The sequence below is a fragment of the Rhizobium sp. IY2 genome (genome assembly GCF_047532935.1).
Classification (GTDB): domain Bacteria; phylum Pseudomonadota; class Alphaproteobacteria; order Rhizobiales; family Rhizobiaceae; genus Rhizobium; species Rhizobium anhuiense.
In genome coordinates this window covers 19,981-42,147 of sequence record NZ_JBLKNU010000022.1, presented here as the reverse complement: position 1 = coordinate 42,147, position 22,167 = coordinate 19,981, and the positions used below count along the sequence as shown (strand labels likewise).

General features: G+C 59.5%; 23 protein-coding genes and 5 pseudogenes. 12 read left to right on the top strand and 16 right to left on the bottom strand.

Annotation, left to right across the window (positions count from 1 at the left end):
- Positions 1 to 116 precede the first annotated feature (116 nt).
- A pseudogene (locus tag ACMUVN_RS32650) lies at positions 117 to 229 on the bottom strand (IS6 family transposase); the annotation flags it as partial.
- A gap of 234 nt (positions 230 to 463) precedes the next feature.
- On the opposite strand from ACMUVN_RS32650, the gene ACMUVN_RS32645 reads away from it, so the two are divergent.
- Together ACMUVN_RS32645 and ACMUVN_RS32640 are read left to right on the top strand one after the other, a co-directional pair.
- Positions 464 to 931, top strand: a complete 468-nt coding sequence (locus ACMUVN_RS32645; protein ID WP_414816016.1) for an RT0821/Lpp0805 family surface protein — start codon at positions 464 to 466, stop codon at positions 929 to 931.
- A gap of 155 nt (positions 932 to 1,086) precedes the next feature.
- Positions 1,087 to 1,217 (top strand): annotated as a pseudogene (locus ACMUVN_RS32640) (SOS response-associated peptidase); the annotation flags it as partial.
- Positions 1,218 to 1,574: 357 nt separating this feature from the next.
- Here ACMUVN_RS32640 and ACMUVN_RS32635 read toward each other — a convergent pair.
- Positions 1,575 to 1,781 (bottom strand): hypothetical protein, encoded by a 207-nt coding sequence (locus tag ACMUVN_RS32635; protein WP_414816015.1) that lies wholly within the window; start codon positions 1,779 to 1,781, stop codon positions 1,575 to 1,577.
- A 67-nt stretch (positions 1,782 to 1,848) separates the two neighbouring features.
- Between ACMUVN_RS32635 and ACMUVN_RS32630 the strand changes: the two are divergent.
- The 4 genes and pseudogenes from ACMUVN_RS32630 to ACMUVN_RS32615 all read left to right on the top strand — a co-directional run.
- Positions 1,849 to 2,256, top strand: a pseudogene (locus ACMUVN_RS32630) (zincin-like metallopeptidase domain-containing protein); the annotation flags it as partial.
- Positions 2,257 to 2,894: 638 nt separating this feature from the next.
- Positions 2,895 to 3,206 carry a DUF736 domain-containing protein gene (locus ACMUVN_RS32625; RefSeq protein WP_233942836.1) on the top strand — a complete coding sequence of 104 codons (312 nt, stop codon included), beginning with the start codon at positions 2,895 to 2,897 and terminating at the stop codon, positions 3,204 to 3,206.
- 300 nt (positions 3,207 to 3,506) lie between these two features.
- Positions 3,507 to 3,668 carry a hypothetical protein gene (locus tag ACMUVN_RS32620; protein ID WP_164575235.1) on the top strand — a complete coding sequence of 54 codons (162 nt, stop codon included), beginning with the start codon at positions 3,507 to 3,509 and terminating at the stop codon, positions 3,666 to 3,668.
- A 293-nt stretch (positions 3,669 to 3,961) separates the two neighbouring features.
- Positions 3,962 to 4,237: a hypothetical protein gene (locus ACMUVN_RS32615; RefSeq protein WP_414816020.1), complete on the top strand. Its 276-nt coding sequence runs from the start codon at positions 3,962 to 3,964 to the stop codon at positions 4,235 to 4,237.
- On the opposite strand, the gene ACMUVN_RS32610 is transcribed toward ACMUVN_RS32615, so the two are convergent.
- A complete protein-coding gene (locus ACMUVN_RS32610) occupies positions 4,198 to 4,506 on the bottom strand; it encodes a WGR domain-containing protein (RefSeq protein WP_130654301.1) in 309 nt (102 codons plus the stop codon). The two genes, ACMUVN_RS32615 and ACMUVN_RS32610, sit on opposite strands and share 40 nt — an antisense overlap.
- Positions 4,507 to 4,951: 445 nt before the next feature.
- On the opposite strand from ACMUVN_RS32610, the gene ACMUVN_RS32605 reads away from it, so the two are divergent.
- Positions 4,952 to 5,266 (top strand): hypothetical protein, encoded by a 315-nt coding sequence (locus ACMUVN_RS32605; protein WP_064251367.1) that lies wholly within the window; start codon positions 4,952 to 4,954, stop codon positions 5,264 to 5,266.
- A 242-nt stretch (positions 5,267 to 5,508) separates the two neighbouring features.
- On the opposite strand, the gene ACMUVN_RS32600 is transcribed toward ACMUVN_RS32605, so the two are convergent.
- The 4 genes from ACMUVN_RS32600 to traC all read right to left on the bottom strand — a co-directional run bounded on the left by ACMUVN_RS32600 (position 5,509) and on the right by traC (position 8,832).
- The gene (locus ACMUVN_RS32600; RefSeq protein WP_027668131.1) at positions 5,509 to 5,958 is read right to left on the bottom strand and encodes a thermonuclease family protein; all 450 of its coding nucleotides are present in this window, start codon (positions 5,956 to 5,958) and stop codon (positions 5,509 to 5,511) included.
- Positions 5,959 to 6,394: 436 nt separating this feature from the next.
- Entirely contained in the window at positions 6,395 to 8,329 is a 1,935-nt protein-coding gene (gene traG / locus ACMUVN_RS32595) for a Ti-type conjugative transfer system protein TraG (protein WP_414816014.1), read from the bottom strand.
- A complete protein-coding gene (traD, locus tag ACMUVN_RS32590; RefSeq protein WP_414816013.1) occupies positions 8,316 to 8,531 on the bottom strand; it encodes a type IV conjugative transfer system coupling protein TraD in 216 nt (71 codons plus the stop codon). The genes traG and traD overlap by 14 nt, the downstream gene beginning before the upstream one ends.
- 4 nt (positions 8,532 to 8,535) lie before the next feature.
- Positions 8,536 to 8,832: a conjugal transfer protein TraC gene (gene traC / locus ACMUVN_RS32585; RefSeq protein WP_414816019.1), complete on the bottom strand. Its 297-nt coding sequence runs from the start codon at positions 8,830 to 8,832 to the stop codon at positions 8,536 to 8,538.
- A gap of 255 nt (positions 8,833 to 9,087) precedes the next feature.
- On the opposite strand from traC, the gene traA reads away from it, so the two are divergent.
- The 4 genes from traA to ACMUVN_RS32565 are packed head-to-tail and all read left to right on the top strand — an operon-like array spanning position 9,088 to position 14,761.
- On the top strand, positions 9,088 to 12,414 hold the full coding sequence (traA, locus tag ACMUVN_RS32580; RefSeq protein ID WP_414816012.1) for a Ti-type conjugative transfer relaxase TraA: 3,327 nt from the start codon (positions 9,088 to 9,090) through the stop codon (positions 12,412 to 12,414).
- On the top strand, positions 12,411 to 12,974 hold the full coding sequence (traF, locus tag ACMUVN_RS32575) for a conjugative transfer signal peptidase TraF (RefSeq protein WP_414816011.1): 564 nt from the start codon (positions 12,411 to 12,413) through the stop codon (positions 12,972 to 12,974). Before traA ends, traF begins: the two co-directional genes overlap by 4 nt.
- A complete protein-coding gene (locus ACMUVN_RS32570) occupies positions 12,964 to 14,127 on the top strand; it encodes a conjugal transfer protein TraB (protein ID WP_130657458.1) in 1,164 nt (387 codons plus the stop codon). The genes traF and ACMUVN_RS32570 overlap by 11 nt, the downstream gene beginning before the upstream one ends.
- 16 nt (positions 14,128 to 14,143) lie before the next feature.
- Complete coding sequence (locus ACMUVN_RS32565) at positions 14,144 to 14,761, top strand: TraH family protein (protein WP_414816010.1); 618 nt, start codon at positions 14,144 to 14,146, stop codon at positions 14,759 to 14,761.
- Between the two features lie 224 nt (positions 14,762 to 14,985).
- On the opposite strand, the gene ACMUVN_RS32560 is transcribed toward ACMUVN_RS32565, so the two are convergent.
- From ACMUVN_RS32560 to ACMUVN_RS32545, 4 genes and pseudogenes are all read right to left on the bottom strand, one after another.
- Positions 14,986 to 15,855, bottom strand: a complete 870-nt coding sequence (locus ACMUVN_RS32560) for a nucleotidyl transferase AbiEii/AbiGii toxin family protein (RefSeq protein ID WP_414816009.1) — start codon at positions 15,853 to 15,855, stop codon at positions 14,986 to 14,988.
- Positions 15,848 to 16,465 (bottom strand): type IV toxin-antitoxin system AbiEi family antitoxin domain-containing protein, encoded by a 618-nt coding sequence (locus ACMUVN_RS32555; RefSeq protein ID WP_414816018.1) that lies wholly within the window; start codon positions 16,463 to 16,465, stop codon positions 15,848 to 15,850. The genes ACMUVN_RS32560 and ACMUVN_RS32555 overlap by 8 nt, the downstream gene beginning before the upstream one ends.
- Positions 16,466 to 16,833: 368 nt before the next feature.
- A pseudogene (locus ACMUVN_RS32550) lies at positions 16,834 to 17,118 on the bottom strand (DUF433 domain-containing protein); the annotation flags it as partial.
- Between the two features lie 40 nt (positions 17,119 to 17,158).
- Positions 17,159 to 17,371 (bottom strand): helix-turn-helix domain-containing protein, encoded by a 213-nt coding sequence (locus tag ACMUVN_RS32545; protein WP_018482035.1) that lies wholly within the window; start codon positions 17,369 to 17,371, stop codon positions 17,159 to 17,161.
- A gap of 205 nt (positions 17,372 to 17,576) precedes the next feature.
- Here ACMUVN_RS32545 and ACMUVN_RS32540 point away from each other — a divergent pair, with 205 nt between their 5' ends.
- Complete coding sequence (locus ACMUVN_RS32540) at positions 17,577 to 17,900, top strand: transcriptional repressor TraM (protein WP_414816008.1); 324 nt, start codon at positions 17,577 to 17,579, stop codon at positions 17,898 to 17,900.
- Positions 17,901 to 17,903: 3 nt separating this feature from the next.
- On the opposite strand, the pseudogene ACMUVN_RS32535 reads toward ACMUVN_RS32540, so the two are convergent.
- From ACMUVN_RS32535 to ACMUVN_RS32515, 5 genes and pseudogenes are all read right to left on the bottom strand, one after another.
- Positions 17,904 to 18,608 (bottom strand): annotated as a pseudogene (locus tag ACMUVN_RS32535) (autoinducer binding domain-containing protein).
- Between the two features lie 306 nt (positions 18,609 to 18,914).
- Positions 18,915 to 20,213, bottom strand: coding sequence for an IncP-type conjugal transfer protein TrbI (gene trbI / locus ACMUVN_RS32530; RefSeq protein ID WP_414816007.1), 1,299 nt, complete (start codon positions 20,211 to 20,213; stop codon positions 18,915 to 18,917).
- Positions 20,214 to 20,224: 11 nt separating this feature from the next.
- Positions 20,225 to 20,665 (bottom strand): conjugal transfer protein TrbH, encoded by a 441-nt coding sequence (trbH, locus tag ACMUVN_RS32525; RefSeq protein ID WP_414816006.1) that lies wholly within the window; start codon positions 20,663 to 20,665, stop codon positions 20,225 to 20,227.
- A 3-nt stretch (positions 20,666 to 20,668) separates the two neighbouring features.
- Positions 20,669 to 21,481, bottom strand: a complete 813-nt coding sequence (trbG, locus tag ACMUVN_RS32520) for a P-type conjugative transfer protein TrbG (RefSeq protein ID WP_414816005.1) — start codon at positions 21,479 to 21,481, stop codon at positions 20,669 to 20,671.
- A gap of 17 nt (positions 21,482 to 21,498) precedes the next feature.
- A complete protein-coding gene (locus ACMUVN_RS32515) occupies positions 21,499 to 22,161 on the bottom strand; it encodes a conjugal transfer protein TrbF (RefSeq protein ID WP_027668115.1) in 663 nt (220 codons plus the stop codon).
- Positions 22,162 to 22,167 lie beyond the last annotated feature (6 nt).

Below are 22,167 nucleotides of genomic sequence, written 5' to 3'. Positions count from 1 at the left end.
CTTCACAGCCTCAAGCTTGTACTCGCGGCTGAATATTCGTCTTTGCATTCATGCTCTCCGGTTTCAGGAGGAACACCTTAACTCGATGTCCATGAAACCGGCAGCAGGCCAATGCTCTCTCGTTTCGCCGCACCATAGGACGTAGCTTGTCGGTGATCATTACACGGGGCGGACGGTCTTGTGTTTTCAGGAGCTTGCGCATCAAGCGCTTCGCCGCCCGGTTCTTCCGAAGTGGTGGGCCCTTGTCCTAAGAGACAGTATGCTAGCATTCAGAGGTCCGCTACTTCAACCGAAATGCTGGCGAAAACTCGTCAGTCACTCTGCCCCACACCGACCCCGTTTAAGGATCGCCAGGACTCCTCACGGAGTAATGGCGGTAGCCATTGGCGCACCGCCACCGATTTCCTGAAGATGGGGCAATTTACGAGCCAGCCTATTGGGTCTTTGAGAATTTGAACTATTATTGTTCGAGATTTTCGTCGTTGTCCGCGAAATGGCGCCCGCATCTGGTCACAATATGATGTCATCTGCAGCGTCCGAAAGGATGGTTTATCACTCAATGCTTTCAGAACTGATCCAGATTGCCATCGTGTTCCCTGCGCTGGTGCTTACCGCTTGCTCAAACACCGAACCGCTCCAGACGTCCACAGGTGCTCCGGTTGCTGCGGCGGCAGTTCCGATCACTGACCAAACGGTGATAGCCGAAACCGTGGGACGGGCGACGATCGGTTCTGATCCGCTAGCGTGGGCCAACCCGTCAACTGGCAGCGCCGGGGTGATCGAGCAGGTCCGGCCGGGTACAAACAATCCAAATGGATGCCGCGACTTCGTCACAAGCAAGCAAAGTCTCGAGGGCGTGACTCGGTTCAATGGTGTCGCTTGTCCATCAGATGGATCTTGGAAGATAAACGGTTCGTCTGGCTTGCATTAGGAACCAAGTTCGGGGATCGGCGATTGCTCTTGAACTCAATCTCCTTCGCAGAACTCAATCAGAATTTCGGCCTGTCGCAAATTTTCTGGTTAACCGCCCGTCGCCCATCGGCAGAGTTTTTCGGCTGCGAATGTTGGGGGGCACAGACTGCCCTCTGCGCGCTCGAGAAGGCGGCGAATGCGAAAGCCGAGAAACTTGTGACCAAGGGCAAGCCACTCGATCTCGAAGAGCTGATCCGCACCGGGGCCGCGGTAAGACCAACATGCCAAAACTCAATTTTCCGCACAGCCTAATTGAGCGCCTGAGCTGAGAGCTTGATCGTCTCGGAAAACGAGAAAGCCTGCCGCAGGAGGAGGTGCGGCAGGCTTTTCTAATTGAACAGCGGCTGGGGGGAGTCCGCTGTTCCGTCAAGCGCCCCTTGGGAGGAGGAATAGGTTCACCTGAGACACGAAGCTTCGCGAGTAAGAGGAGCATCGCTTCGATGGTCAGAAGATAGCAGAGGCTGCCCCTATCCACTGCATTTTTCATGCAACGCGCTCGAACTAGGGCCGGCCAAGCTCTGTCATCCGGTTAAGAACACGGACGCCAATCTTCGCTTCAGTCTTCTGATTGTCAAAATGTCGTGCTTTGAGTTTGGGCCCGATCACAGCCTAGCCCAACCTGCGCGAAGATAGGCTTCGCCATATTGGGCGCTTGTCAGCACCAACTCGGTTTGAGAATGGCCCAGCTGAGGATCAGAGAGCCTTCCATGGAGATGGACGATGCCATGGAACCTGCTGCTTCCAGGCGCAGGAATATCCTGTCCCGCGGCACTCTCGGCGGTCGCAAACTCCGGCGAATATGACTGCATCAGCGATCGTTCGAAAAACGTGTCAAAGTTAGTCGTGACGACCGCCGGCTTTTCGACTTTCGTTTGCGGCTCCCAAGCTTACTACTCGCCTGTCACGGATCATATCCAGATGCCGCCGTTCGAGACGTTCCGCGACGCCGCATCATACGTCGCAACGCTGAGTCACGAAAGTTGCCATTGGACGGCGCGCCCCGATCGCGTCGGACGCGATCTCAGCCGATATGCCAAAGACAAGAGCGAACGCGCCCGCGAGGAACTGATCGCCGAACTTGGAAGCTGCTTCCTTTGCGCTGATCTTGGGATCGCGCCGGAGCTGGAGCCCCGGCCGGACCATGCGTCCTACCTTGCCTCGTGGCTGAAGGTCATCTCCGATGACAAGCGGGCTATTTTTCAGGCGGCAGCCCATGCCCAGCGTGCTGTCAACTTCCTGCACGGTATCCAGCCCATTCAAGCCGACGAGCGAGCGGCTGCCTAGGAGGAGACGTCAAAGTCGGTCGTTGTCACCCGCAACGGCCGACAGCTCTTTCGACTCTCTCTCCGCCAGCGCGTTCTGATCGGACTTGAGTTCCAGCTTCCCTCAGATCGATGGTTTTCGATCGTTGGCTTTCAGCTTCCGGGAGTGCTTGATTTCGACGGTAAAGGGCTTTGTCTGCTGACGCATAGATCCTCCAGGCGACGAATCGCGGCCCGACAATACTGCGTTGATGAGAGGATCCAACTGCCCGGGCGGCCGAGTTTATCGCATCCGAAATCCGACGCTATGCTTTAGAGACTGGGGAACGGCTTCGCGGCCGGGCTGTTCTGCCGGGGCAACGCACGGCGAGGGCCATGACCAAGTTCCTTCCACCGCTGTCATAGGCCACGCCCTCCGCGGGCTCGATGAGGCATGTCTGATCGGAGACCGGCTTCGCCTCGATCGTTCTCCCGCAACGGCCGTACACAACTTTCTTCCCCTGCGAACTTCGTTCGCATTCCTCGCGCGACAACAAAGTTTCTCCCGACCGCCCTCCATTTCATTACGGCCTTCCAGGTGCGGTCTGATCGTCCCCAATCCTTACGACAGCCATCGAGGCCGCGAAGGGCGTGGCCCGAAACAACCGAAAGGAACAGACAATGGCTACCATCGGCACATTCACCACAAACGAAAACGGCTTCACCGGCTCGATCCGCACCCTCGCGCTCAACGTCAAGGCCCGCATCGCCCGCGTCGAGAGCCCCTCCGACAAGGGTCCGCACTTCCGCATCTACGCCGGCAATGTCGAACTGGGTGCAGCCTGGCAGAAGCGCTCCAGCGAGAGCGACCGTGACTACCTCTCGGTCAAGCTTGACGACCCGAGCTTCCCTGCTCCGATCTACGCAACGCTGTCAGAGGTCGACGGCGAGGACGGCTACCAGCTGATCTGGTCCCGCCCCAATCGGGATTGAGATCCCAACAAGGCCCCGCCACCGAGGCGGGGCCAACTGGCCGCTTTGAGAAAGCCGGCAACGGGTGTCGAGCCCGTTTCCCGCTGTTTGGGTGCCATACGGAGAGGTGGGGGGTCTGCTCATATCGGGCCCATCGTGCCGTGGAGCCGGGACAGCCTCAAGGACGAGCGGTTCCCCCAAAATGCCGGCGCATTTCGGCTCCCCCACTCACCGCCGCTGGCGGTCGCATGCGCGATCCTTGACCCTGACCCACCGCCACGCCGGCGGGCGTCATCTTTCTCAAACATCAAGGAGATGACGATGATCGAACAACAAATCGAAGAACTGCGCGCCGAGCTGAACGCCTGCATCGAGCCCGCCGAGCGCCGCGAGATCGAAACCGAGCTCGAAATCGCCCAGGCCGAGCTGATCATGATGCTTGGCGAACAGGACGGTTCCATCGACGCCGAGCCGCCCTTCTGAGGGCGGCATACCACCAGCACTGGGGGACCGCCGGCATCCAGGATCCCGAGAGGGGCGATCCACTGCGACTCTCCTTTCGATCTACCGTCATCGACATCGGGGATGCTGCATCCCGTCCGTCGCCCGCAACCTACCGGCGCCAGAATTTTCCCCGCCGCGTTGCGGCTCCTCGCGTGCCGAATTCTTGGCGCCGGCAGGTCCTTCACTCTCGTTTCGGCCTTTCAGGTGCGTCCCTCCTTGTCCGCCATGCGGCCTATCCCCGCGATATCCACATTTCGAAAGGAGAAAATACCGTGCAACAGCTCGCTCAGTTCCTCACCGCCACCGGCCGTCGGCTCCGCACCCTCGGCAAGGTGATCTGTCACTACCTCCGCAAGGGGAAACTCGGCCTGAAACTGGCCATCAAGATTCCGTTCTTCGTCGAGATCGAGGCGTCGTTCGAGACCGACTGGAACCGGCGCGAAAAACACGCCGTGGGCCGCTTCAGCGGCCCCTCCACTGCCAGCTGGAACGCGGAACACAATCATCATCAGCTCGGTGAATATCGGAGCGTTGTTTTTGGCCGATAGCCGCGACCACGCTTTTGCTTCAACAGCTCAAGGAACAAGCGAACCGCTTCCTCCTCCCGTTCGAACACATGCTGTTTTTCCTGTCCACGCTTGCCGATCCGTCCCCATCGCCGGGTCAGGCAGGCCTCTCCGAACATCGTCTGCTCGATCTCCATGGCATAATACCGCGCCATGTTCTTGGCTGGATCCGATCGTTCGACATAGAGCTGGTATGGTTGCGAAATCATGCCGGCATGATCGTCACACGCCGCCGCTACGTCCAACGACATATGTGAATCCTACAGATGCGACCGATTCATTTTCGTGAAGAATGGTGCTTGGGCGAGGCGCCGATGGCGCACGGCTCTCTGGTCGCACCGCGACCGGAGCCCGCACACGGTCTCCGCCCAGCCGGGTCACGATCCTCTCGCAGCAAGAAGCATGCCTCTGTCAAGGGTCATTGCCGGAGAACAGCCGGAGCGTCCCATGGCCATCGGAGATGGCAAGCGGTCGCGTCCCTTCGGGACGCGGTTCTATCTCTCTCTGACGTCCCATTTTGCACCCGCCGTTCCGGCGTCAAGGACATCGCGGCCCCTCCAATTTTCCCAACGCCGCAAGCGGCACAGAGAAAATCGGTTCCTCCGCTCGCCGCAGGGCGGCCGCGTTCCGCGGTCCCTGACCCCTCACGGACTACGGTGCCGACACCTTTCGTCAGAAAACGAAAAGGAGACTCTGATGACAAAGCATCAATTCGCTCGTGTGGTGGAAGAAGATCAGAAGCGGCCGGATCAACAGCCGGATTGGCTTGAACGACTGCGCCGAAATTTCGATGCGGAAGTGCATCTTCCCGCCGATATCTCGCGGGAGTTTCTGTCTGCAGCGCTGCTTTGGGCAGTCGACAACAAGGTCGATTTCGGTTTGTTCCACGAGGCCAGCGAGATCATCATTGCGCACTTCGGCGGTGATGAGATCTACCTCCCGTCGCGGTGGTCCGACAAACGATGGCACATCGGCCTTGAGGACAAAGAGCCTTTCGATCCGAGCGACTGAGGTCGAGACCAGAGGCGGCTTGTCGCCTCTGGTCTTTGCCTATGCACATGAGCCCCTCCAGCCGGATCGACCGAGCGGAGCGGCTATGAAAGGGGGGCTCTGCCGCCCCTCTCAATCTCACCCCATGAAGGAAGGGCAATGCCCCTCCTTCAAACTTCCTCCCATGGAGAAAGGGGACGGTTCCCTCCTCCCTTTCCCCAAGCCCCTATCCCTCTCCCGTGCAGGGAAGGTGATGATGGCTGTCACCCGCCCTGGCACCAGCCGTGTCGGGCACCATCCCATGATCGGGCAAGCCCTTCCTTGATCAAGGCATCGCCCAGCGAATTGCCTGCACGAAATACGGTTCGCAGTTTGCGTCCATATTTGTCTTCGTCACGGAACCCGGCCGCTAGCGAGAATTTTCCAGCGTTGAGCAGCGTCAGCAGGCGGGATTTTGCCGCCTCACCCTTTATCCGTTCCGCCTCGCACCGGGGCGGGCTGAGTTCAGGCGTATCGATGTCGGCGATGCGGATTTTCTCGCCGTTGAACCAGAATGTGTCGCCGTCGACGACGCAGTTCGCTCGATGGCTTCCGTCGCACATCGAAAATGCGGTCGACAATGAATCCGTCGTCGGTTTCTTGGCCAAAGTGGCGAGATCGGGGAGAACGTCGGCGCCGCCATAGGCAAGCCAACCCCCAACAGCAATGATCACGGTGCATAGAACTGCCGTCGAGCGTTTACGCCATCTGTTCCGCCCAGATCTCAGCAGTCCTCCACCCGCGCGCTGCCGGTCGCGACCGCCTCCGGCCTTCGGCGGCTGTCTAAACGGAACCACATTTGATTTCGCCACTATCCGATCCTCTCGTTTCGCCTCAGCCTATGTCGGACTCGGTTTCGTCTGCGTTTACGGAGGAACTTGGTTCCGGCCGCGGTGTGGCCGGCAAAATGGTGCGCGACGGGTGGGGGCAGTCGATCCCGCCTCCCCTTCCGGCCACTATGTTGAGGCTCCTGCGGCTGCCCTGTTTTCCTCCCGTCACGCAACGAGAATTCCCGAAATCCCGCCCGCCGGGCGTCGCTATGCTGATTTCTCCGATACTCTTCATTTTTCTGGATCAGCCTTGCTCGGTTGCACCGCGCGCCGGCTTGGATCATGCAGGCTTTGGCGTATCCCCGACCATGTGAAACCTGTTTGTGCCGACGCATGCCTTCATGTCGTCGCGCCGGAACCAGATGGCTCGTCCGCATCGGAGTGGCGCGTTTCCTGCGGTGAAGACGATCTGTTCGTCGGCGCGCATGCGCAAAACTTCATGCGGCTGGATGAGTGGTCTGGCGGCGAGCTGCTTCGAGCGTGTCCGCGATGATCCCTTTGCCTGGAAACTCCGGCTCACCTGGTCGATCTCGACCGTGGTCATGCCGCAGCGTCGGGAGATGTAATCGGCGGTCTCGGGATCGTTGATCGCGGCAAACGAAATCCAGCTGGCACTCTCGAACCACTTACTTGCCGCGTCGCGGCCGCCATAGGTTTCGCGCATCTGGCCGATCGACTGATAGATCATCGTCAGCGTGATGCCGTATTTGCGACCGGCATCGCGCGCGGTCTCTATGATCCGCATGTAGCCGAGGCGCGCGACCTCATCGAGGAGAAACAGGGCGCGCACCTTGATCTGTCCGTCGCGATTGTAGATCGCATTCAGAAACGAGCCGATGATGACGCGCGCAAGACCGGAATGGGTCTCCAATGTCTTGAGGTCTATGTTGATGAAGACGTCCGTATTGCCGGCCGCGATGTCGCTGGTCGCGAATTTCCTTCCCGACACGAGGGCGGCATAGTTCGGATAGGAAAGCCAGTGTGTCTCCTTGACCGCGTTGGCATAGACGCCGGAGAAGGTTTCCGGCGTCATGTTGACGAAGGCTGCGACGTTTTCCTTCACGAAATCCGAGCCCGAATTGTCGTAGATGTCTTGCAGCCGCTTGCGTAATGTCGGCTCAGGCTCGGAGAGGTTCATGCGTACCCGCCGAAGTGTCTGGTCTTTTTCATCCGTGTGACCGGACAGGCAGACGTCGGCGATGAGTGCCGTCAGAAGCTGCAGAGCTGATGCGCGAAAGAAGTCGTCACGTACACCACGCGCGCCGCCGCTGTCGCTCATGATCCATGAGGCGACCGAGGCAATATCCTCTTCCTTGGTTCCGCCGAAACGTCCGACCCAATCAAGGACATTAAAGCCGATGTCCGACTTCCTCGGATCGAGAACGAACACGTCCCTTCCCGCTCCGCCGCGATGTGCAGAGACCATCGGCGCGACCTCGTTCGATGGATCTAGCACGATCAGCGTGCCGCCCCATTTAAGGGCTGTCGGGATCGTCACCGACGTCGTTTTGAAACCGCCGGACCCGGCAAAGACGATCCCGTGCGACGAACCGAACGAGCCATCGAAGCACAGCAGCGGCGACTTGCCGCCGGCGCCCCACGTCTCCGCACTGTCGGCGCGAAACGCTCGGGCACCGACACTGTCTTTGTCGACACGATAGCGCTCACCGATGACGATGCCACCAGTATCGGGAAACAGCTTCGCCGCCTCTGTGAACTTCATCCAATCCGCTTCTCCATGGAGCGCCCGCTTGCCCTGAATGCGCATCGGCTCGGCCCTTGCGAACGCCGCATTGCCGATGCGCACAACGCGGAGTGCGAAGCAGGCACACATGAGTGCAGCGCCCGCTCCGATCGCCGTTGCTGGATCGAGATAAGCGAAGACCGACTTGTCGGCGTTGAGTGCCTTCGAGAAAGCCGCAAGGCGCATCGTCTCGCGAATGACCGCAATCAGGATCGTCCCGCAGCATCCGGCAAGGACACCCCAACCTGCCTGCTTGATGTTGATCGCGCCGGCGGTCGCGAACAGCAACAGAACTCCGATCGCCGCACTGGCCACATAGGGCAATGCGATGCCCGCCCGCCCCCATGCCACTCGTGCGGCCTCGGTCTTTCCGAAGCCTGCAAGCCATTGTTCGATCCCGGTCATTCCGATGACGGTCAGGATCATCAAGGCCGTTGGGACGATGACGAGCGCAATCCTATTGATCGTCATTGTCGAATGCCTCCACGCCGAGTTTGGTGAGCCTGGATCGCTCGCCATCATCGCCCTTGATGCGGCGGGCGATGTCGATGAGCGCGCCCAGCAACAGCGCGCGCTTCTCGTAGCGCAGCCCGGCTTTGACGATCAGGCCGCCGAGCTCGATCTTTTCGCGCGTGTCCTTCTTGCGGGCATCGGATGTCATCGTCCTCGCCATGCGCTCAAGCCTCGCCAGCGCTGCCCGCGCCCGCGCCAGACGCGTCCGCCGCGGTCGATGCCTGTCCGCTGCTGTCGCCAGCGCCCTTCTTCCCTCCGGTCGTAGCGTCATGCCCTCCGCGAAATCGCTTGGTCAGTTTCTCAAACGCTGCCTGAAGTTCCGCCTCGTCGATTTCGATCTCCCCAAGGCCGGCCTTTAGCGCGATCCTGCCGATCCGCTCGGCTTCCCTTGTCTCTGCGATCTTGAGCTGTTCCTGCAGCTTGGCGATTTCGTTGCGGATTTTCGAGGATGGCTTCTTCATGTCCGATCGTCTCCCTGGGTGAGAAAGCTTGTCTTTCGATCCCAGTTTTTCGGAACAGGGTGCGGAACGCACTACTGTGAATCCTACAATCGCCAAGGGCGATGCTTTCGGGAATGATCCCGGCCGTTCCGAAGGAGCGGCTTCCAAGGGCGCAATTATACGTCGCTGGCGTGACGTGTTGCTGAGAGAGCCTGGTGGGGCCGCCGCTCCCGACGAACGCATTGATTTCGTTCGCAACCGGGAGAGAACTCCGCCGTGGCCGTCCCTCACTTCTCCGTCAGCGTCGTCGCTCGTGGTTCCGGCCGCAGCGCCGTCCTGTCGGCGGCCTACCGGCACTGCGCCAAGATGGAGTTCGAGCGGGAAGCCCGAACGATCGACTACACGCGAAAGCAGGGGCTCCTGCATGAGGAGTTCGTGGTCCCTGCCGACGCGCCGGAATGGCTTCGTTCGATGATCGCCGACCGGTCGGTGTCCGGGGCGTCCGAGGCCTTCTGGAACAAGGTCGAAGACTTCGAGAAACGATCAGACGCTCAACTTGCCAAGGATGTCACGATCGCCCTGCCGATCGAGCTGACGGCCGAGCAGAACATCGCGCTCATGCGCGACTTTGTGGAGCGGCACATCACCGCGCAGGGCATGGTCGCGGACTGGGTCTATCACGATGCGCCAGGCAATCCTCACGTCCACCTCATGACCACGTTGCGGCCGCTCACCGAAGACGGTTTCGGTTCGAAGAAGGTCGCGGTGCTCGCCCCGGATGGCAAGCCAACCCGCAATGATGCCGGCAAGATCGTCTATGAGCTTTGGGCCGGTAGCGTGCAAGACTTCAATGCGTTTCGCGATGGTTGGTTTGCCTGCCAAAACAAACATCTGGCGCTTGCCGGCCTCGATATCCGCATCGATGGTCGCTCCTTCGAAAAGCAGGGAATAGAGCTAGAGCCAACCATTCACCTCGGTGTTGGCACCAAGGCTATCGAGCGCAAGGCCGAGCAATCCGACCACAGGTCGGAGACCTCGACTCCCAAACTCGAACGCATCGAGCTCCAGGAGCAGCGCCGCGGGGAGAACGCCCGCCGCATCCAGCGCCATCCTGAAATCGTGCTCGACCTGATCATGCGGGAGAAGAGCGTCTTCGACGAACGCGACGTCGCGAAGGTCCTGTATCGCTATATCGACGATGCCGCGTTGTTCCAAAGTCTGATGGTCCGGATTCTGCAAAGTCCGGAAGCGCTTCGGCTCGAACGCGAGGGCATCAACTTTGCGACCGGTATTCGGGAACCGGCGAAGTACACGACGCGGGAGATGGTCCGACTTGAAGCCGAAATGGCCAATCGCGCGATCTGGCTGTCGGGAAGCACCTCACACGGCGTCCGTGAGGCGGTGCTGCAGGCGACCTTTGCGCGCCATTCCCGTCTGTCGGATGAGCAGCGAACGGCAATCGAGCATGTCGCTGGGGCCGCGCGCATTGCCGCTGTCATCGGCCGCGCCGGCGCCGGCAAGACCACGATGATGAAGGCGGCGCGCGAGGCGTGGGAGGCGGCCGGCTATCGTGTTGTCGGCGGAGCGTTGGCTGGCAAAGCCGCCGAAGGTTTGGAGAAGGAAGCTGGTATTGTTGCCCGCACGCTGTCGTCGTGGGAGCTTTGCTGGAACCAGGGTCGCAACCAGCTCGACGACAAGACTGTTTTCGTACTCGACGAGGCCGGCATGGTGTCGTCACGGCAAATGGCGTTGTTGGTCGAAACCGTCACCAAGGCTGGGGCAAAGCTCGTCCTTGTCGGCGATCCGGAACAGCTTCAACCGATCGAAGCGGGTGCCGCCTTTCGTGCGATCGCCGATCGGATCGGCTATGCCGAACTCGAAACGATATATCGTCAGCACCAGCAATGGATGCGCGACGCTTCGCTCGACCTAGCGCGCGGCGACGTCGGGAAAGCGGTCGATGCCTATCGTGCACATGGGCAGTTCAGAGGGTTGGACCTTAAGGCGCAGGCGGTCGAGAGCCTCATTGCCGATTGGAACCACGACTACGACCCTTCGAAGACCAGCCTGATCCTTGCGCACCTTCGCCGCGACGTCCGAAAGCTCAACGAGATGGCCCGCGCCAGGCTGGTCGAGCGCGGTATCGTCGCAGACGGTTTTGCGTTCAAGACAGAGGACGGAACCCGCATGTTCGCGCCCGGCGACCAGATCGTGTTCCTCAAGAACGAGGGCAGTCTTGGCGTCAAGAATGGCATGCTCGCAAAGGTGCTTGAGGCTGCACCCGGCCGGATCGTCGCTGAGATCGGCGAAGGGGAACATAGTCACCAGGTCAAGGTCGAGCAGCGCTTCTACAACAACCTCGACCACGGCTATGCCACGACGATCCATAAAGCCCAAGGCGCTACCGTCGACCGGGTGAAGGTGCTTGCTTCCCTTTCATTGGACAGGCATCTCACCTATGTCGCCATGACGCGCCATCGTGAGGATCTCGCCGTCTACTACGGCAGTCGCTCCTTCGCGAAATCCGGCGGCCTCATCCCGATCCTGTCGCGCCGAAACGCCAAGGAGACGACCCTCGATTACGACAAGGCGTCGTTCTACGGCCAAGCGCTGCGCTTCGCGGAAGCGCGGGGCTTTCATCTTGTCAACGTCGCCCGCACGATCGCACACGATCGCCTCCAATGGGCCGTCCGGCAAAGCTCGAGGCTCGCCGACCTCGGCGGCCGTCTAGCCGCCATCGGTGCGGCACTCGGACCGCTCCGCGGCAGCAACAAACACTCCTTCCCGGACACAATCAAGGAGGCCAAGCCCATGGTATCAGGTATCACCACCTTCCCGAAATCGCTTGAGCGGGCTGTCGAAGACAAGCTTGCCGCCGATCCCGGGCTCAAGAAGCAATGGGAGGACGTCTCGACCCGCTTCCAGCTCGTCTACGCGACGCCGGAAGCTGCCTTCAAGGCGATCGATGTCGATACCATGTTGAAGGACCAGTCGGTCGCGCAGTCCACCCTGGCAAGGATTGCCGGCGAGCCAGAGAGCTTTGGCGCGATCAAGGGCAAGACCGGTCTTCTCGCGAGCCGTGGCGACAAGCAGGACCGGGAAAAAGCCATTGCCAATGTTCCGGCGCTTGCGCGAAATCTTGAACGCTATCTTCGTGAGCGGGCCGAGGCCGAATTGAAACATGAGACGGAGGAGCGCGCGGTCCGGCTCAAGGTTTCGGTCGACATCCCGGCGCTCTCTTCAGCCGCCAAGCAAACGCTCGAACGCGTGCGCGATGCGATCGATCGCAACGATCTTCCGGCTGGCCTCGAATACGCGCTCGCCGACAAAATGGTGAAAGCAGAACTGGAAGGTTTCGCCAAGGCTGTGTCCGAGCGCTTCGGAGAACGGACCTTCCTGCCTTTGGCTGCGAAAGACACTGATGGCAAGACTTTCGAGACCGTCACAGCAGGAATGACGGACGGCCAGAAAGCGGAGGTCCAGTCTGCGTGGAATTCCATGCGTACGGTCCAGCAACTTGCCGCTTATGAACGAACGACGGAAGCGCTCAAGCAGGCCGAGACGCTGCGGCAAACCAAAAGCCAAGGGCTCTCGCTGAAATGACCGGGGCTGCAACCCGCCGGTCGATGACCACGCAGCAACGACGAGCCATTGTGGTTCTGTCGATGGCGGCGGTGGCCGCCATCCTGCTGGCGGTGACCGCCGTCGCCGGCGCCTACCGCATCAATCTGACACCGAGCGAGCCACTCGGCCTGTGGCGCATCATCCCGCTTCATCGACCGGCAGCAGTCGATGACCTCCTGTTCATCTGCCCGCCGGAAACGGCGGCGATGCGGGCAGCGAGAGCACGAGGCTATCTCCGTTCTGGTTCCTGCCCTGGCGGCGTCGCACCGTTGATTAAGACAGTGATCGCCGTTGCGGGACAGCATGTCGAAATCGGCGCCAGCGTAGACGTGGACGGTCGGGAAGTTTTCTCTTCCAGTGTCGCACAACGAGATGGAAAGGGACGGCCGTTGGCGCCGTTTATGAGCGGCACCATACCGCCTGGATATGTCTTCCTGCATTCCGCATTCCCAGGATCCTATGATTCCCGATATTTCGGTCCGTTGCCAGCATCCGGCATTCTCGGGCTGGCGCAGGAGGTGTTCACCTATGTGCCGTGATTACCTTCGGCCGGCGCTGCTGATATTCGCTTCGATCGCGGTCGGCGTGGTGGGCTGGAGCGGATCTGTGCTGTTCTTACCCGTCGCCTTGGGGTTTCCCGTTCTTTGGTCGATCTCGCAAACGAGATCGGTCGCGGCACTCGTCTCCAGCGGATACTTCCTGGCCGCATCACGTGGTTTGCCGCAAGGCGTGGCCGCCTTCTATTCGTCCGATATTTGGCCCGGCCTGCTACTCTGGCTGTGTGCATCATTGAGCTTTGTCACGGTGCATGCTGTGCTTTGGACGATGAACGCGCGCACGCGTCCGTTTCGCTATGTCCTCGCAGCCATCATCATGGCCATCCCGCCATTCGGCATTACGGGCTGGGCTCATCCAGTCACGGCGGCGGGTGTTCTGTTCGCGGGATGGGGATGGTGGGGCCTTGGCTTCATGACAGGTGGCCTTGCGGGCCTCGCAACCCGTACTTGGCCAGCTGTCGCCATCGCCTTGACTGGCTTTTGGCTGTGGTCCGCCGCGATCTGGACCGACCCGAAACTACCGGAAGGCTGGCGCGGCGTCGATCTGGAAATGGGGGCTTCGCTCGGTCGGGACGCCGGACTTCACCGCCAGCGTGACATGATCGCAACGGTGCGTGGTGCGGCCAGCGATGGCGCCCGCTACGTGGTGCTGCCTGAAAGTGCGCTTGGCTTTTGGACGCCGACCGTGGAACGGCTTTGGGTAGGCGTCCTCCACAACGCCGATGCGACGGTGATCGCTGGCGCCGCGCTGCTCGACGCCTGGGGCTACGATAATGTCCTGGTCGCGATCGACAGGAAGGGCGGCCGCATCCTCTATCGCGAACGCATGCCGGTTCCCGGCTCGATGTGGCAGCCGTGGCGATCCTGGTTTGGCGAGAGCGGCGGCGCCCGGGCGGATTTCTTTGCGAATCCGGTCGTCTCCATCGGTGCCGGCCGCGGGGCGCCGTTGATCTGCTACGAACAACTGATCGTCTGGCCGGTGCTTCAGTCCATGCTGCACGATCCTGATTTCATCATTGCCGTCGGGAACGGTTGGTGGACCGATGGGACGTCGATCGTCGCCATCCAGCGGACTGCAGCCACGGCTTGGGCAAAGCTCTTCGCAAAACCGCTTGTTATTGCCTTCAACACCTGAGCGCAGAGGAGACACCATGCTCGACGCCGGCCTGATAAAAGAATGCGCTGACCCTTCTCTCAAGCCCGCGATCATCGAGCAATTCGTGATGGCAGCGGGCTCGGAAGACCCCCTCGCCGTCACTGTCAAATCGGGCGGCCGGTTAATACTCGTTCCGAAAGCGGCATCGGCCGAGGAGGCGATGGCGATCGTGCGCGAATACGCTGGTCAGGCGGTCGTCCGAGTCGGCCTGACCCAGTTTCCTGCTGGGGTTGGAGTCAAGGAGCCCGCTGATTTGAAGCCTGATTTCGTCGATCCTTGCCAGAACCTCCGCAAAGGCACGACGATGTTCGCCAAGGTTCTGAGGATCGTTGCGAAATGGTATGGCAACCCCACGAGCAAAGATGTCTTCCCGCAGATTTTTGATGATGCAGTCTACGCATGGAAGACCGGCGAGTTCGAGGGCGTGAGTGTGTTTCAGGCGGAGGATCCTGGCATACCCATCGAAGCGCCGCAGCAAAGCGATGAAACGCGTCCCGCCGAGTCAGTGGATGGTGAGGAAGCGACGCCGAAAGACGTACAGCCAGAGACGATGCGGGACGTTGGGTATGCGGGTATACGGATCGATCTTTCCCGCATTGGTGGTCAGCAATAGCGTTGAGTTCCCCTCGCGTTGGCGAGGCATGTTCCGGCCAAGCCAAAATTTAGGCGACTCCAAAGCATGAAATTAGTGTGTTGCATGGTTTGTGGTTGTTGCCGTGGCGAGCCAATACAAAACCGCATACTGACGGGTTCCAGCTATGGAGTTGCCTATAAAAACCCGACAGGATCAGATTTCCGTCCGCTGAGCGATGAACTCGCGTGGTTGCGACCAAGCACTCATTTGTCCAGCCTAGCAGCCGCAACCGCGTGCGGCATCAGGAATGTGGCAATCTCCGCGATGACGTCTGTCAGATCGCCAGGATTGTGTGCAACACCTTCAACGAAAGCGCGCCATTGCCGCTGTTTTTGCTGGTCGTTGGCAAAGGCGTCCGTTAGGGCGTCGGGTCTGTCGGTGGGGATCGGTGTCTCGCGGCGCTCAAAGGTAGCGGCTATTGCGCGCGCCAGCCGATCATTGCTGAAGTCGAAAGACCTGCTGAGGATCCAGATGTCGTAGAAATCCTTCATGCGGCTGTTTACTCGCCCCAACATTACCATTGCCTGGAACTTCTCGGCAATGACCGTTTCCCGCGCATAGGTCCGGAGCCGCGGCATCGGAAAATCGAGCATGGAAGGATAATCCAGGATCTCCACTCCAGGCTCAAGCGCATCGCCAAACCCGATGTCGATCGTCAGGTTGATCCGGGCTCCACTGATTGTAGCGATCACCCGCAGCCTGAGCCCACCATAGTCCAGTGCCTCGCGAATGCGATCCACATGCAGCGTATCGGGATCGAACGTGACGCCATCGTCGGCCTCTTGCGCCAGAATTTCCCGAAATGTCTCAAGCATCGGGTCCGGACTCGGATCACCGAAACCCAAAAGATCGAGGTCGCGCGTGCCTCGGTGCGGGTCGTCGAACCAACTCATCATCAACATCGCCCCTTTTAGAACGAAGCGATTGGCGTGGGGCGACTGACTGAGCCGGAACAATAACCGTTCAAGAGCGAAACGCGTCAGAACCAGATCGAAGCTTTGCCCGCTTGCCTTGGCGAGTTGCAATAGGCGGGCGCGCACCGAGGCGCTGACGTTTCTGATTTCTTTAGCCATTGGCGGTCAGCGCCTCGAGGTACGGCCGGATCACGGATCCGACGCGACCGCGTTCGGCCTGGTTGGCGATTTCACCAGGACTAGTCCTTCGTTGCCGCAGTGCCTCCTGCAGCCCCTCCATCGCTATCGAAAGGCCGATCTTGTTTCGATAGCGAAAGCAATCGGCAATTGTCTTGGCAATTCCAAAGACCCTCACAGGAACGCCTTCAATGACATGGGTTTCGACGTTTTCGTTGAGAAGGCTGTCTGTGAAACGCACGATGCGCATAGCGGGGCCGTCCAGTTTCGGAGCCCAGTCCTTACGGCCTATGGCAAGCCAGATTTGTCCGGGGAGCTGATCTGTCAAGCCGTGGAACGCCAATGCCGAAACGAGGCAGACAACGCCTTTGGGTGCGTGTTTGGCAACCTCCGCCAGGCTGTGGTTGACGTCGAGCTGCGCATCAGGAAGTTGATAAAGACCGCGGGCGAGCCGCAGCACTTCACCATCTCGTTCCATTCGGCTCATGGTGGCAGCCGTCACACCTGCGTTCCGCAGTTCCACCAAACGGGCTATTCCGCGCTCAGTTAGCACGGTCCGGGCGATTTGGCGTTGCGTGACGGAACCGGGCATTGATATAAAAGCTCGGAGAATTGGATCTATTATCCTAGGATTTGTATCACAATCCCTGAGGTCGAGAAAGCCCTCGCTTTGTGAATTCTTCACCACGAATAATTGCCTCGATTGGATGAGAGCTGACAAATCCAGTGGTCGCCAAGAGTAAAGACGCAGCCTTGCCGACGGACCTAGCCAATTGACGTGAAAGCAATCGTGGCCATGCTCTTGAGCCACAGCCACAGCCACAGCCACAGCCACAGCCACAGCCACAGCCACAGCCACAGCCACAGCCACAGCCACAGCCACAGCCACAGCCACAGCCACGGCCACGGCCACCGCCACGGCCACGAGCGATGCGTGCAGGCATTCATCGACGAGAAACTTCACGAAGCCGTGCCCGTGGGCTTTTCGGTACCGGCCTTGCCGAGAGGAAAGGGCTTCACCGACTTCACTTTCAGTCCCTGCTCCGACAACTTTCGTGGCCACCCACGGGCAGGATGAGCCGTTAACCAGATTTCGGCGAGATCCACCCATGCGCGCCGTGAGAGCTGGATAGCCTTCAACGAACTCTATGGCATCGGCGCCTTGCTTCTTCATAGCGGCAACCATTCGCACCGCACCCGCGTCTCCTTGAAGACCGGCTCGCCGCCAATCACTGCATCTTCAGAAGGAGAGTACGATGGGGCAAGCTCAGTCGAGACTTGCCGGTTATCGTGATTTCGTCACAAGCTCGGCCGGGTCAACGCTCAGGGCTTCTGCGATCTGACCAAGGACGGTGACGGTCGCAGACATCTCGGCGCGCTCGATCGCTCCAATATGGCGCACGCTCAGGCCCGTACGATGCGCCAATTCCTCCTGCGTCAGTTGCTTACCATGACGTATCCGACGCAGATTAATCGCCATGACCTCCTTGAGATCCATGACGTGAGAGGAACCGCAATCGGAATTATCGTTCCAGGAACTATAGTTCCGATTCGTACTGCCATATGTTATTACTCGTCCGGCCGATCATCCACCCCGAGAGCACATACGGCATCCGATCACTGGCCGTGCATCCAAAGCCTAAACGGTATAGTGCTCACGAGGTCTTTGAGCGGTGAAAGAAAGACGCTAGGGAAGAAATGGGATGAGCGACGCAGACTGGTCCGAGATAAACGACGAAAAACGGGAAAGACCATCTCGCTACAGTTTAATGCAAGAGTCAGAACTAGAGGCGCTGGCAGTTGCTGCGATCCGTGAGCACCGCCATCTTATTGCCGCCGATGAGGCTGTCTACGAGGAATGGACTCGCGCGAGCGCCGATCCGTCGATCTCCGCCGCCCTACTCAAAAGCCTGCAGGATGAGTATGTCGCACGTCAGAAAAAATCCGAAGCCCAGCAGGAGGCGCTGTCGGAAATCATCGATGCGCTTGGTTACATCCCTGAAGTTGCCCCAGATGGCGAAGAATGACGCTCATACCAGACCGTGGTCTTTGGCGATCGCGACAAGTTGCGGAACGGTCGCTGCGTCGAGCTTTTCGCGCGCCTTATCAAGGTAGTGCTGCACTGTCCTCGGGTTGATCCCCGTCAGCATTGCGGTTTCCGGAGCGCTTTTGCCCTTTGCAGCCCACATGAGGCACATTGCTTCTCTTGGTGAAAGCAACCGTTTCGGAGCGACAATCGTCGTCGCAGCGATGATTTTCAGGCGGTAATGGATCGCCAGAACCGCCCGGATCGCTTTTTGCGCATCCTGCAGCTTTTTAACGTCAGCCGTCTGCGCTGAGGATGCAAACGACAGCATCATCGTCGACCCGAAACTTCCTTCGACGGGTATAGTCACCCCACTCCGAATGCCGTAATCGATTGCCTGGTCCCGAAAACGCCTGAGTTCGGAGGTTCCACGAGCGGGCCAATCGTCGGCCGTCCAGGAAAACATTTCCATGCGACGCTTGGCTTCCGTGACGACCGGGTCGATGCGGGAGTACTGACTTTCGAGATAAACGCCCTGCCATTCCTCCGGATAGGAGTTGAATGTGCGGATTTCCAACCCCTCAGTCTACAGATAAGCAAAACGGTCGAAGCCACATGCGTGCGCAAATGTCTTCAGAGCACTTCTGATCATACGTTCATCATGCGCGGCTTCTGTCATATCGATGAGAGAGCGAAGGTCACCGTCCACTAACTTTTCTCCTTTTGCGACGGTGCAAGCCTCCCACTCGTCGCGCCGTTCTGACGCCGCGAGGTAGCGGTCGCCACCGTTCGGCTAGCCGGAGCCACATGGGACATTGGACCATACGGCAGTTGCTTCTACGCGCAGATCCACGTTCGTTGCATCCCTTAGGTCTATTCACCTCTGCCGAGTATTCAACTCTTTCTGATCTAAAGACGATGATTTTTGTAGAGATTTTTAGTCACACCTGCGCCGCCGCGCGGAATGACCTTGCGATGTTCAGCGACAAGCGAAAATCTGAGGTCCATTAGCTGGTTAGCGGCCGCTATAGACAGACGGAAAAACAATATCCTGATCGACCAGGACGTTGAACTTGTAGCCCGGTCGGATGCGAATCGTCGGCTGAACGTTCAGATTCTTCGAGATCGTCTCTTCCGCTACCCGGCCGAATGATTCGGCAAAATTCCGTCGTGCTGCATCCGAGGCCGTGTCCTGCGTCGCGAGCGTCGAACTCTCAGGCATCGACATATCGATACCCGTCCCGATGATCGCCATCAGGGCTGCAGAACCGAATGTCCTCCAAAGATGGCGGTCGACCTTGTCCTGGAAGCCGCCATACCCTTCGGCGTCGGTGCCCGCCATACCACCGATCTGCAGGGTAGACCCATTGGGGAAAATGAGGTCCGTCCAGACGACGAGAACACGTTCCTGGCCGAATGAGACCTTGGAATCGTAGCGACCGAAGAGCTTCGCTCCCTGCGGTATGAGAAGACGGTAGCCAGTTGCGCTGTCGTAGACATTCTGGCTGACCTGAGCGGTAATGCGCCCTGGCAGGTCGGAATTGAGGCCGGTGATCAATGTCGCCGGGATGACCGAACCGCGCTTCAGTTCATTGGGTGACATCTGTGGCACGACCTGGTTTGGCAGGTAGCCAAGATCCTTGATGTCCTGATTGAAGAAATCCTCTTTCGACGTCTGCCCGTTCTGATCGACGTTTTGTCCCATCAGTCCGGATTTCACGGCGGCGGCATAAAGGTCTGATGCACTGTTTGCTGCGACATTTGTCGGCTGACGGCCGGTGTCATTGGCGGAGCTTGCAGCCTTCTCGACATTGGAGACGTCGACCTTCAGTGGCGAATCGAGTGCCGTAGCGCGGGCCTGGAGACGCGCCATTCGTTGGCGCTGGGCTTCCCGGATATATTGCTCGTCCTGCTCCCGCTTCAGCCGCGCCTTCCACTCCTCTTCGGATTCGAGCCTTTGTCGACGGTCTTGTCGCTCCTCTGGTCGGCGCTCGACGACCGGCTCGCGCTTTTCCTCTTTCTCAATGACGACGGGCGTCGGCTGAAACACCCCCTGCTTTTCTGGGTCACCGATAATGCCGTCCGTGATACCCCGCTTAAGCTGGTCACCGAAACTGGTCGCAGGGCTGTTGGAAGCGCTCTCGATATCGCCACGATTAAAGGAAAGCCCGCGCAGCGACAGACCAATCACAACGACGCCGACAAACAGCACGATGACAATGATGGCGACGATGATCGGCAGGCGGTTGAGCCGCCGCATGCCCTGCTGATCGTCGGCTTGGCTCGACGTGCCAAGCTGGAGCGACTGGACCATGTTAATCTCCGTCAGTTGCGCTGCATGATCGAAAGGGGACTGGCCGGCGTGGCGCCGGTCGCCGTCGGCGTGTAAGCGCGGCCAAGAGCGATGGAAGGCGTCGAGACCTGCACTAGCACCTGTCCGTCGAAGCCCTCGATTGCATAAGCAAGCTCGACCGGCTTGACGTCTTTGGCGACTTTGCCGTCCGTGATGACCGTGTAGCCCCACCCCTTCAGGGCCGCCCCGAGGGCGGATGCGAATTCCGACGTGTCCGTCTCCATTTTGATCGTTGTCGTAGCACTGGCCGGGCCTATCTGTTCAGCCAGACGACTTGCCATGTCGCCGGCGATGGCGCTTGCAGCCGGTCCGATGACGGCCATAGGGGTCGAGCTGGTGGGGAGGGCGTCGTCGGCCGTTTGGCAGCTGGAGAGCAGCGCGACCGCGATGAAGAATGCGAATAGCTTCCGCATGGTTCAGCCTCCCCGCCGGATGGTGATCTTCTGCTGCCGCCAACCGACTCCGGAAACGAGGATCGCCTTGTCGATCGCATAGTCGACGGTCATCATGTCGTTCTTCATCCGATAATTGACGATACGATTTTGACCGCCAGAGACGACGAAAAGCACAGGTGCATCCTGACCGGAGATCGACTTCGGAAACTGGATGTAGGTCTTCACCCCGTCAGAATAGACCCGCTTCGGTTTCCACGATGCGCCGCCGCTCACCGAGTAGGAAAAGTTCAGTTTGTCCGCCGCCGTGCCCGGAATGCCGCCCGTTTCGAGACGGGAATTGATGTCGGCGAGCTTGGTCGAAACGTCTTCCGGATATTCGAACCCGACGCGCGCCATGTACTGGCTGGGATGGGACTTGAGTTGGATATGATAGGTGCGCCGCGATGTCGTAACGACCATCGAGGTAAGAAGTCCTGGCTCCGATGGTTTGACGATGAGATGGATCGCCTGTCCGCCTGTCGCGCCCGAGGTCGCCGGCTCTACCTTCCAGCGTACGGTGTCGCCGACGAGGACATCGCGAACGATCTCGCCACCCTGAAGTTCGATGTCGCAGACCTGTAGCGGCGAGCAGACGACGGAAGGTTGCGTTTCGCCGAAAAGGAAGATCACCTTTCCGTCCGGTCCCGTCGTGACCAGTCCCGGCGTGCCGCGCCACTTTCTGGAAAGATTTGTTCCTTTCACCTCGTTGCTCGTCATGCTTTGCGCCTGCGCGCCCGCCGCAAGCAAGAGTCCGGCCATGCAGCTGGCGGCTGCGATCAATCCCATTTTTTTCATTGAAGCAATCCCTGCCCTTAAAGCTGTGCCGTCCAGTCAAAATCCCGGACATAGAGGCCGATCGGATTGAGGCGGATCGTCGCCTCATCCTGTGGCGCGGTGAGCGTCACCGTTGCGATCCCGCGGAACCGCCGCGTGCCGATCTCCTTGCCCTTGCGGTCTCGCTCGTATTCCGTCCAGTCGATCTGATAGGTCTGGTTCGAAAGCGCCACGATGTTGTTGACTTCGATGGCAACTGTCGAAGACTTCGCCTTCTCGAATGGAGAATTGCCTCGAAACCAGGCGTTGACCTTCTCCGTCGATGGATCGGACGTGCGAAGAAGGGCGTAGGTGCGGTCGATATATTGCTTCTGCACCACCGCATCCGGCGTGATTGAGCGAAAGCTTGTGACGAAGTTGCCGAGTGTGGCGCGCACCACGCGGACATCGGCATACTCGATCTGCTCGGGGAAACCTGCCGTGACTGCGGTTCCGAGCTTGTCGACCTCAACGATGTAGGGCACGAGCCTCACTTGCGTGCTCAGATACATCGCGTAGCTGAAGCCGATGACGGCCATGACCAGACCGAGGACACCAACAATGCGCCATGCGGCTGCGGCCTTCACATAAGAGCCATAGCGTTCGCTCCATTCCTGGCGCGCGGCAAGATACGGGTTTTCCGGGGCGCGGTTCGCTGCCATTTATTC

Coding starts and splice junctions, on each gene's coding strand:
- ACMUVN_RS32635 (WP_414816015.1), bottom strand. CDS start 1,781: ATGCAGTCATATTCGCCGGAGTTTGCGACCGCCGAGAGTGCCGCGGGA.
- ACMUVN_RS32605 (WP_064251367.1), top strand. CDS start 4,952: ATGACAAAGCATCAATTCGCTCGTGTGGTGGAAGAAGATCAGAAGCGG.
- ACMUVN_RS32610 (WP_130654301.1), bottom strand. CDS start 4,506: ATGTCGTTGGACGTAGCGGCGGCGTGTGACGATCATGCCGGCATGATT.
- ACMUVN_RS32565 (WP_414816010.1), top strand. CDS start 14,144: ATGCTCGACGCCGGCCTGATAAAAGAATGCGCTGACCCTTCTCTCAAG.
- ACMUVN_RS32570 (WP_130657458.1), top strand. CDS start 12,964: ATGTGCCGTGATTACCTTCGGCCGGCGCTGCTGATATTCGCTTCGATC.
- traC (WP_414816019.1), bottom strand. CDS start 8,832: ATGAAGAAGCCATCCTCGAAAATCCGCAACGAAATCGCCAAGCTGCAG.
- trbG (WP_414816005.1), bottom strand. CDS start 21,481: ATGAAAAAAATGGGATTGATCGCAGCCGCCAGCTGCATGGCCGGACTC.
- ACMUVN_RS32555 (WP_414816018.1), bottom strand. CDS start 16,465: ATGCCCGGTTCCGTCACGCAACGCCAAATCGCCCGGACCGTGCTAACT.
- traG (WP_414816014.1), bottom strand. CDS start 8,329: ATGACGATCAATAGGATTGCGCTCGTCATCGTCCCAACGGCCTTGATG.
- trbI (WP_414816007.1), bottom strand. CDS start 20,213: ATGGTCCAGTCGCTCCAGCTTGGCACGTCGAGCCAAGCCGACGATCAG.
- traF (WP_414816011.1), top strand. CDS start 12,411: ATGACCGGGGCTGCAACCCGCCGGTCGATGACCACGCAGCAACGACGA.
- ACMUVN_RS32620 (WP_164575235.1), top strand. CDS start 3,507: ATGATCGAACAACAAATCGAAGAACTGCGCGCCGAGCTGAACGCCTGC.
- ACMUVN_RS32540 (WP_414816008.1), top strand. CDS start 17,577: ATGAGCGACGCAGACTGGTCCGAGATAAACGACGAAAAACGGGAAAGA.
- ACMUVN_RS32625 (WP_233942836.1), top strand. CDS start 2,895: ATGGCTACCATCGGCACATTCACCACAAACGAAAACGGCTTCACCGGC.
- ACMUVN_RS32560 (WP_414816009.1), bottom strand. CDS start 15,855: ATGGCTAAAGAAATCAGAAACGTCAGCGCCTCGGTGCGCGCCCGCCTA.
- ACMUVN_RS32515 (WP_027668115.1), bottom strand. CDS start 22,161: ATGGCAGCGAACCGCGCCCCGGAAAACCCGTATCTTGCCGCGCGCCAG.
- trbH (WP_414816006.1), bottom strand. CDS start 20,665: ATGCGGAAGCTATTCGCATTCTTCATCGCGGTCGCGCTGCTCTCCAGC.
- ACMUVN_RS32545 (WP_018482035.1), bottom strand. CDS start 17,371: ATGGATCTCAAGGAGGTCATGGCGATTAATCTGCGTCGGATACGTCAT.
- traD (WP_414816013.1), bottom strand. CDS start 8,531: ATGGCGAGGACGATGACATCCGATGCCCGCAAGAAGGACACGCGCGAA.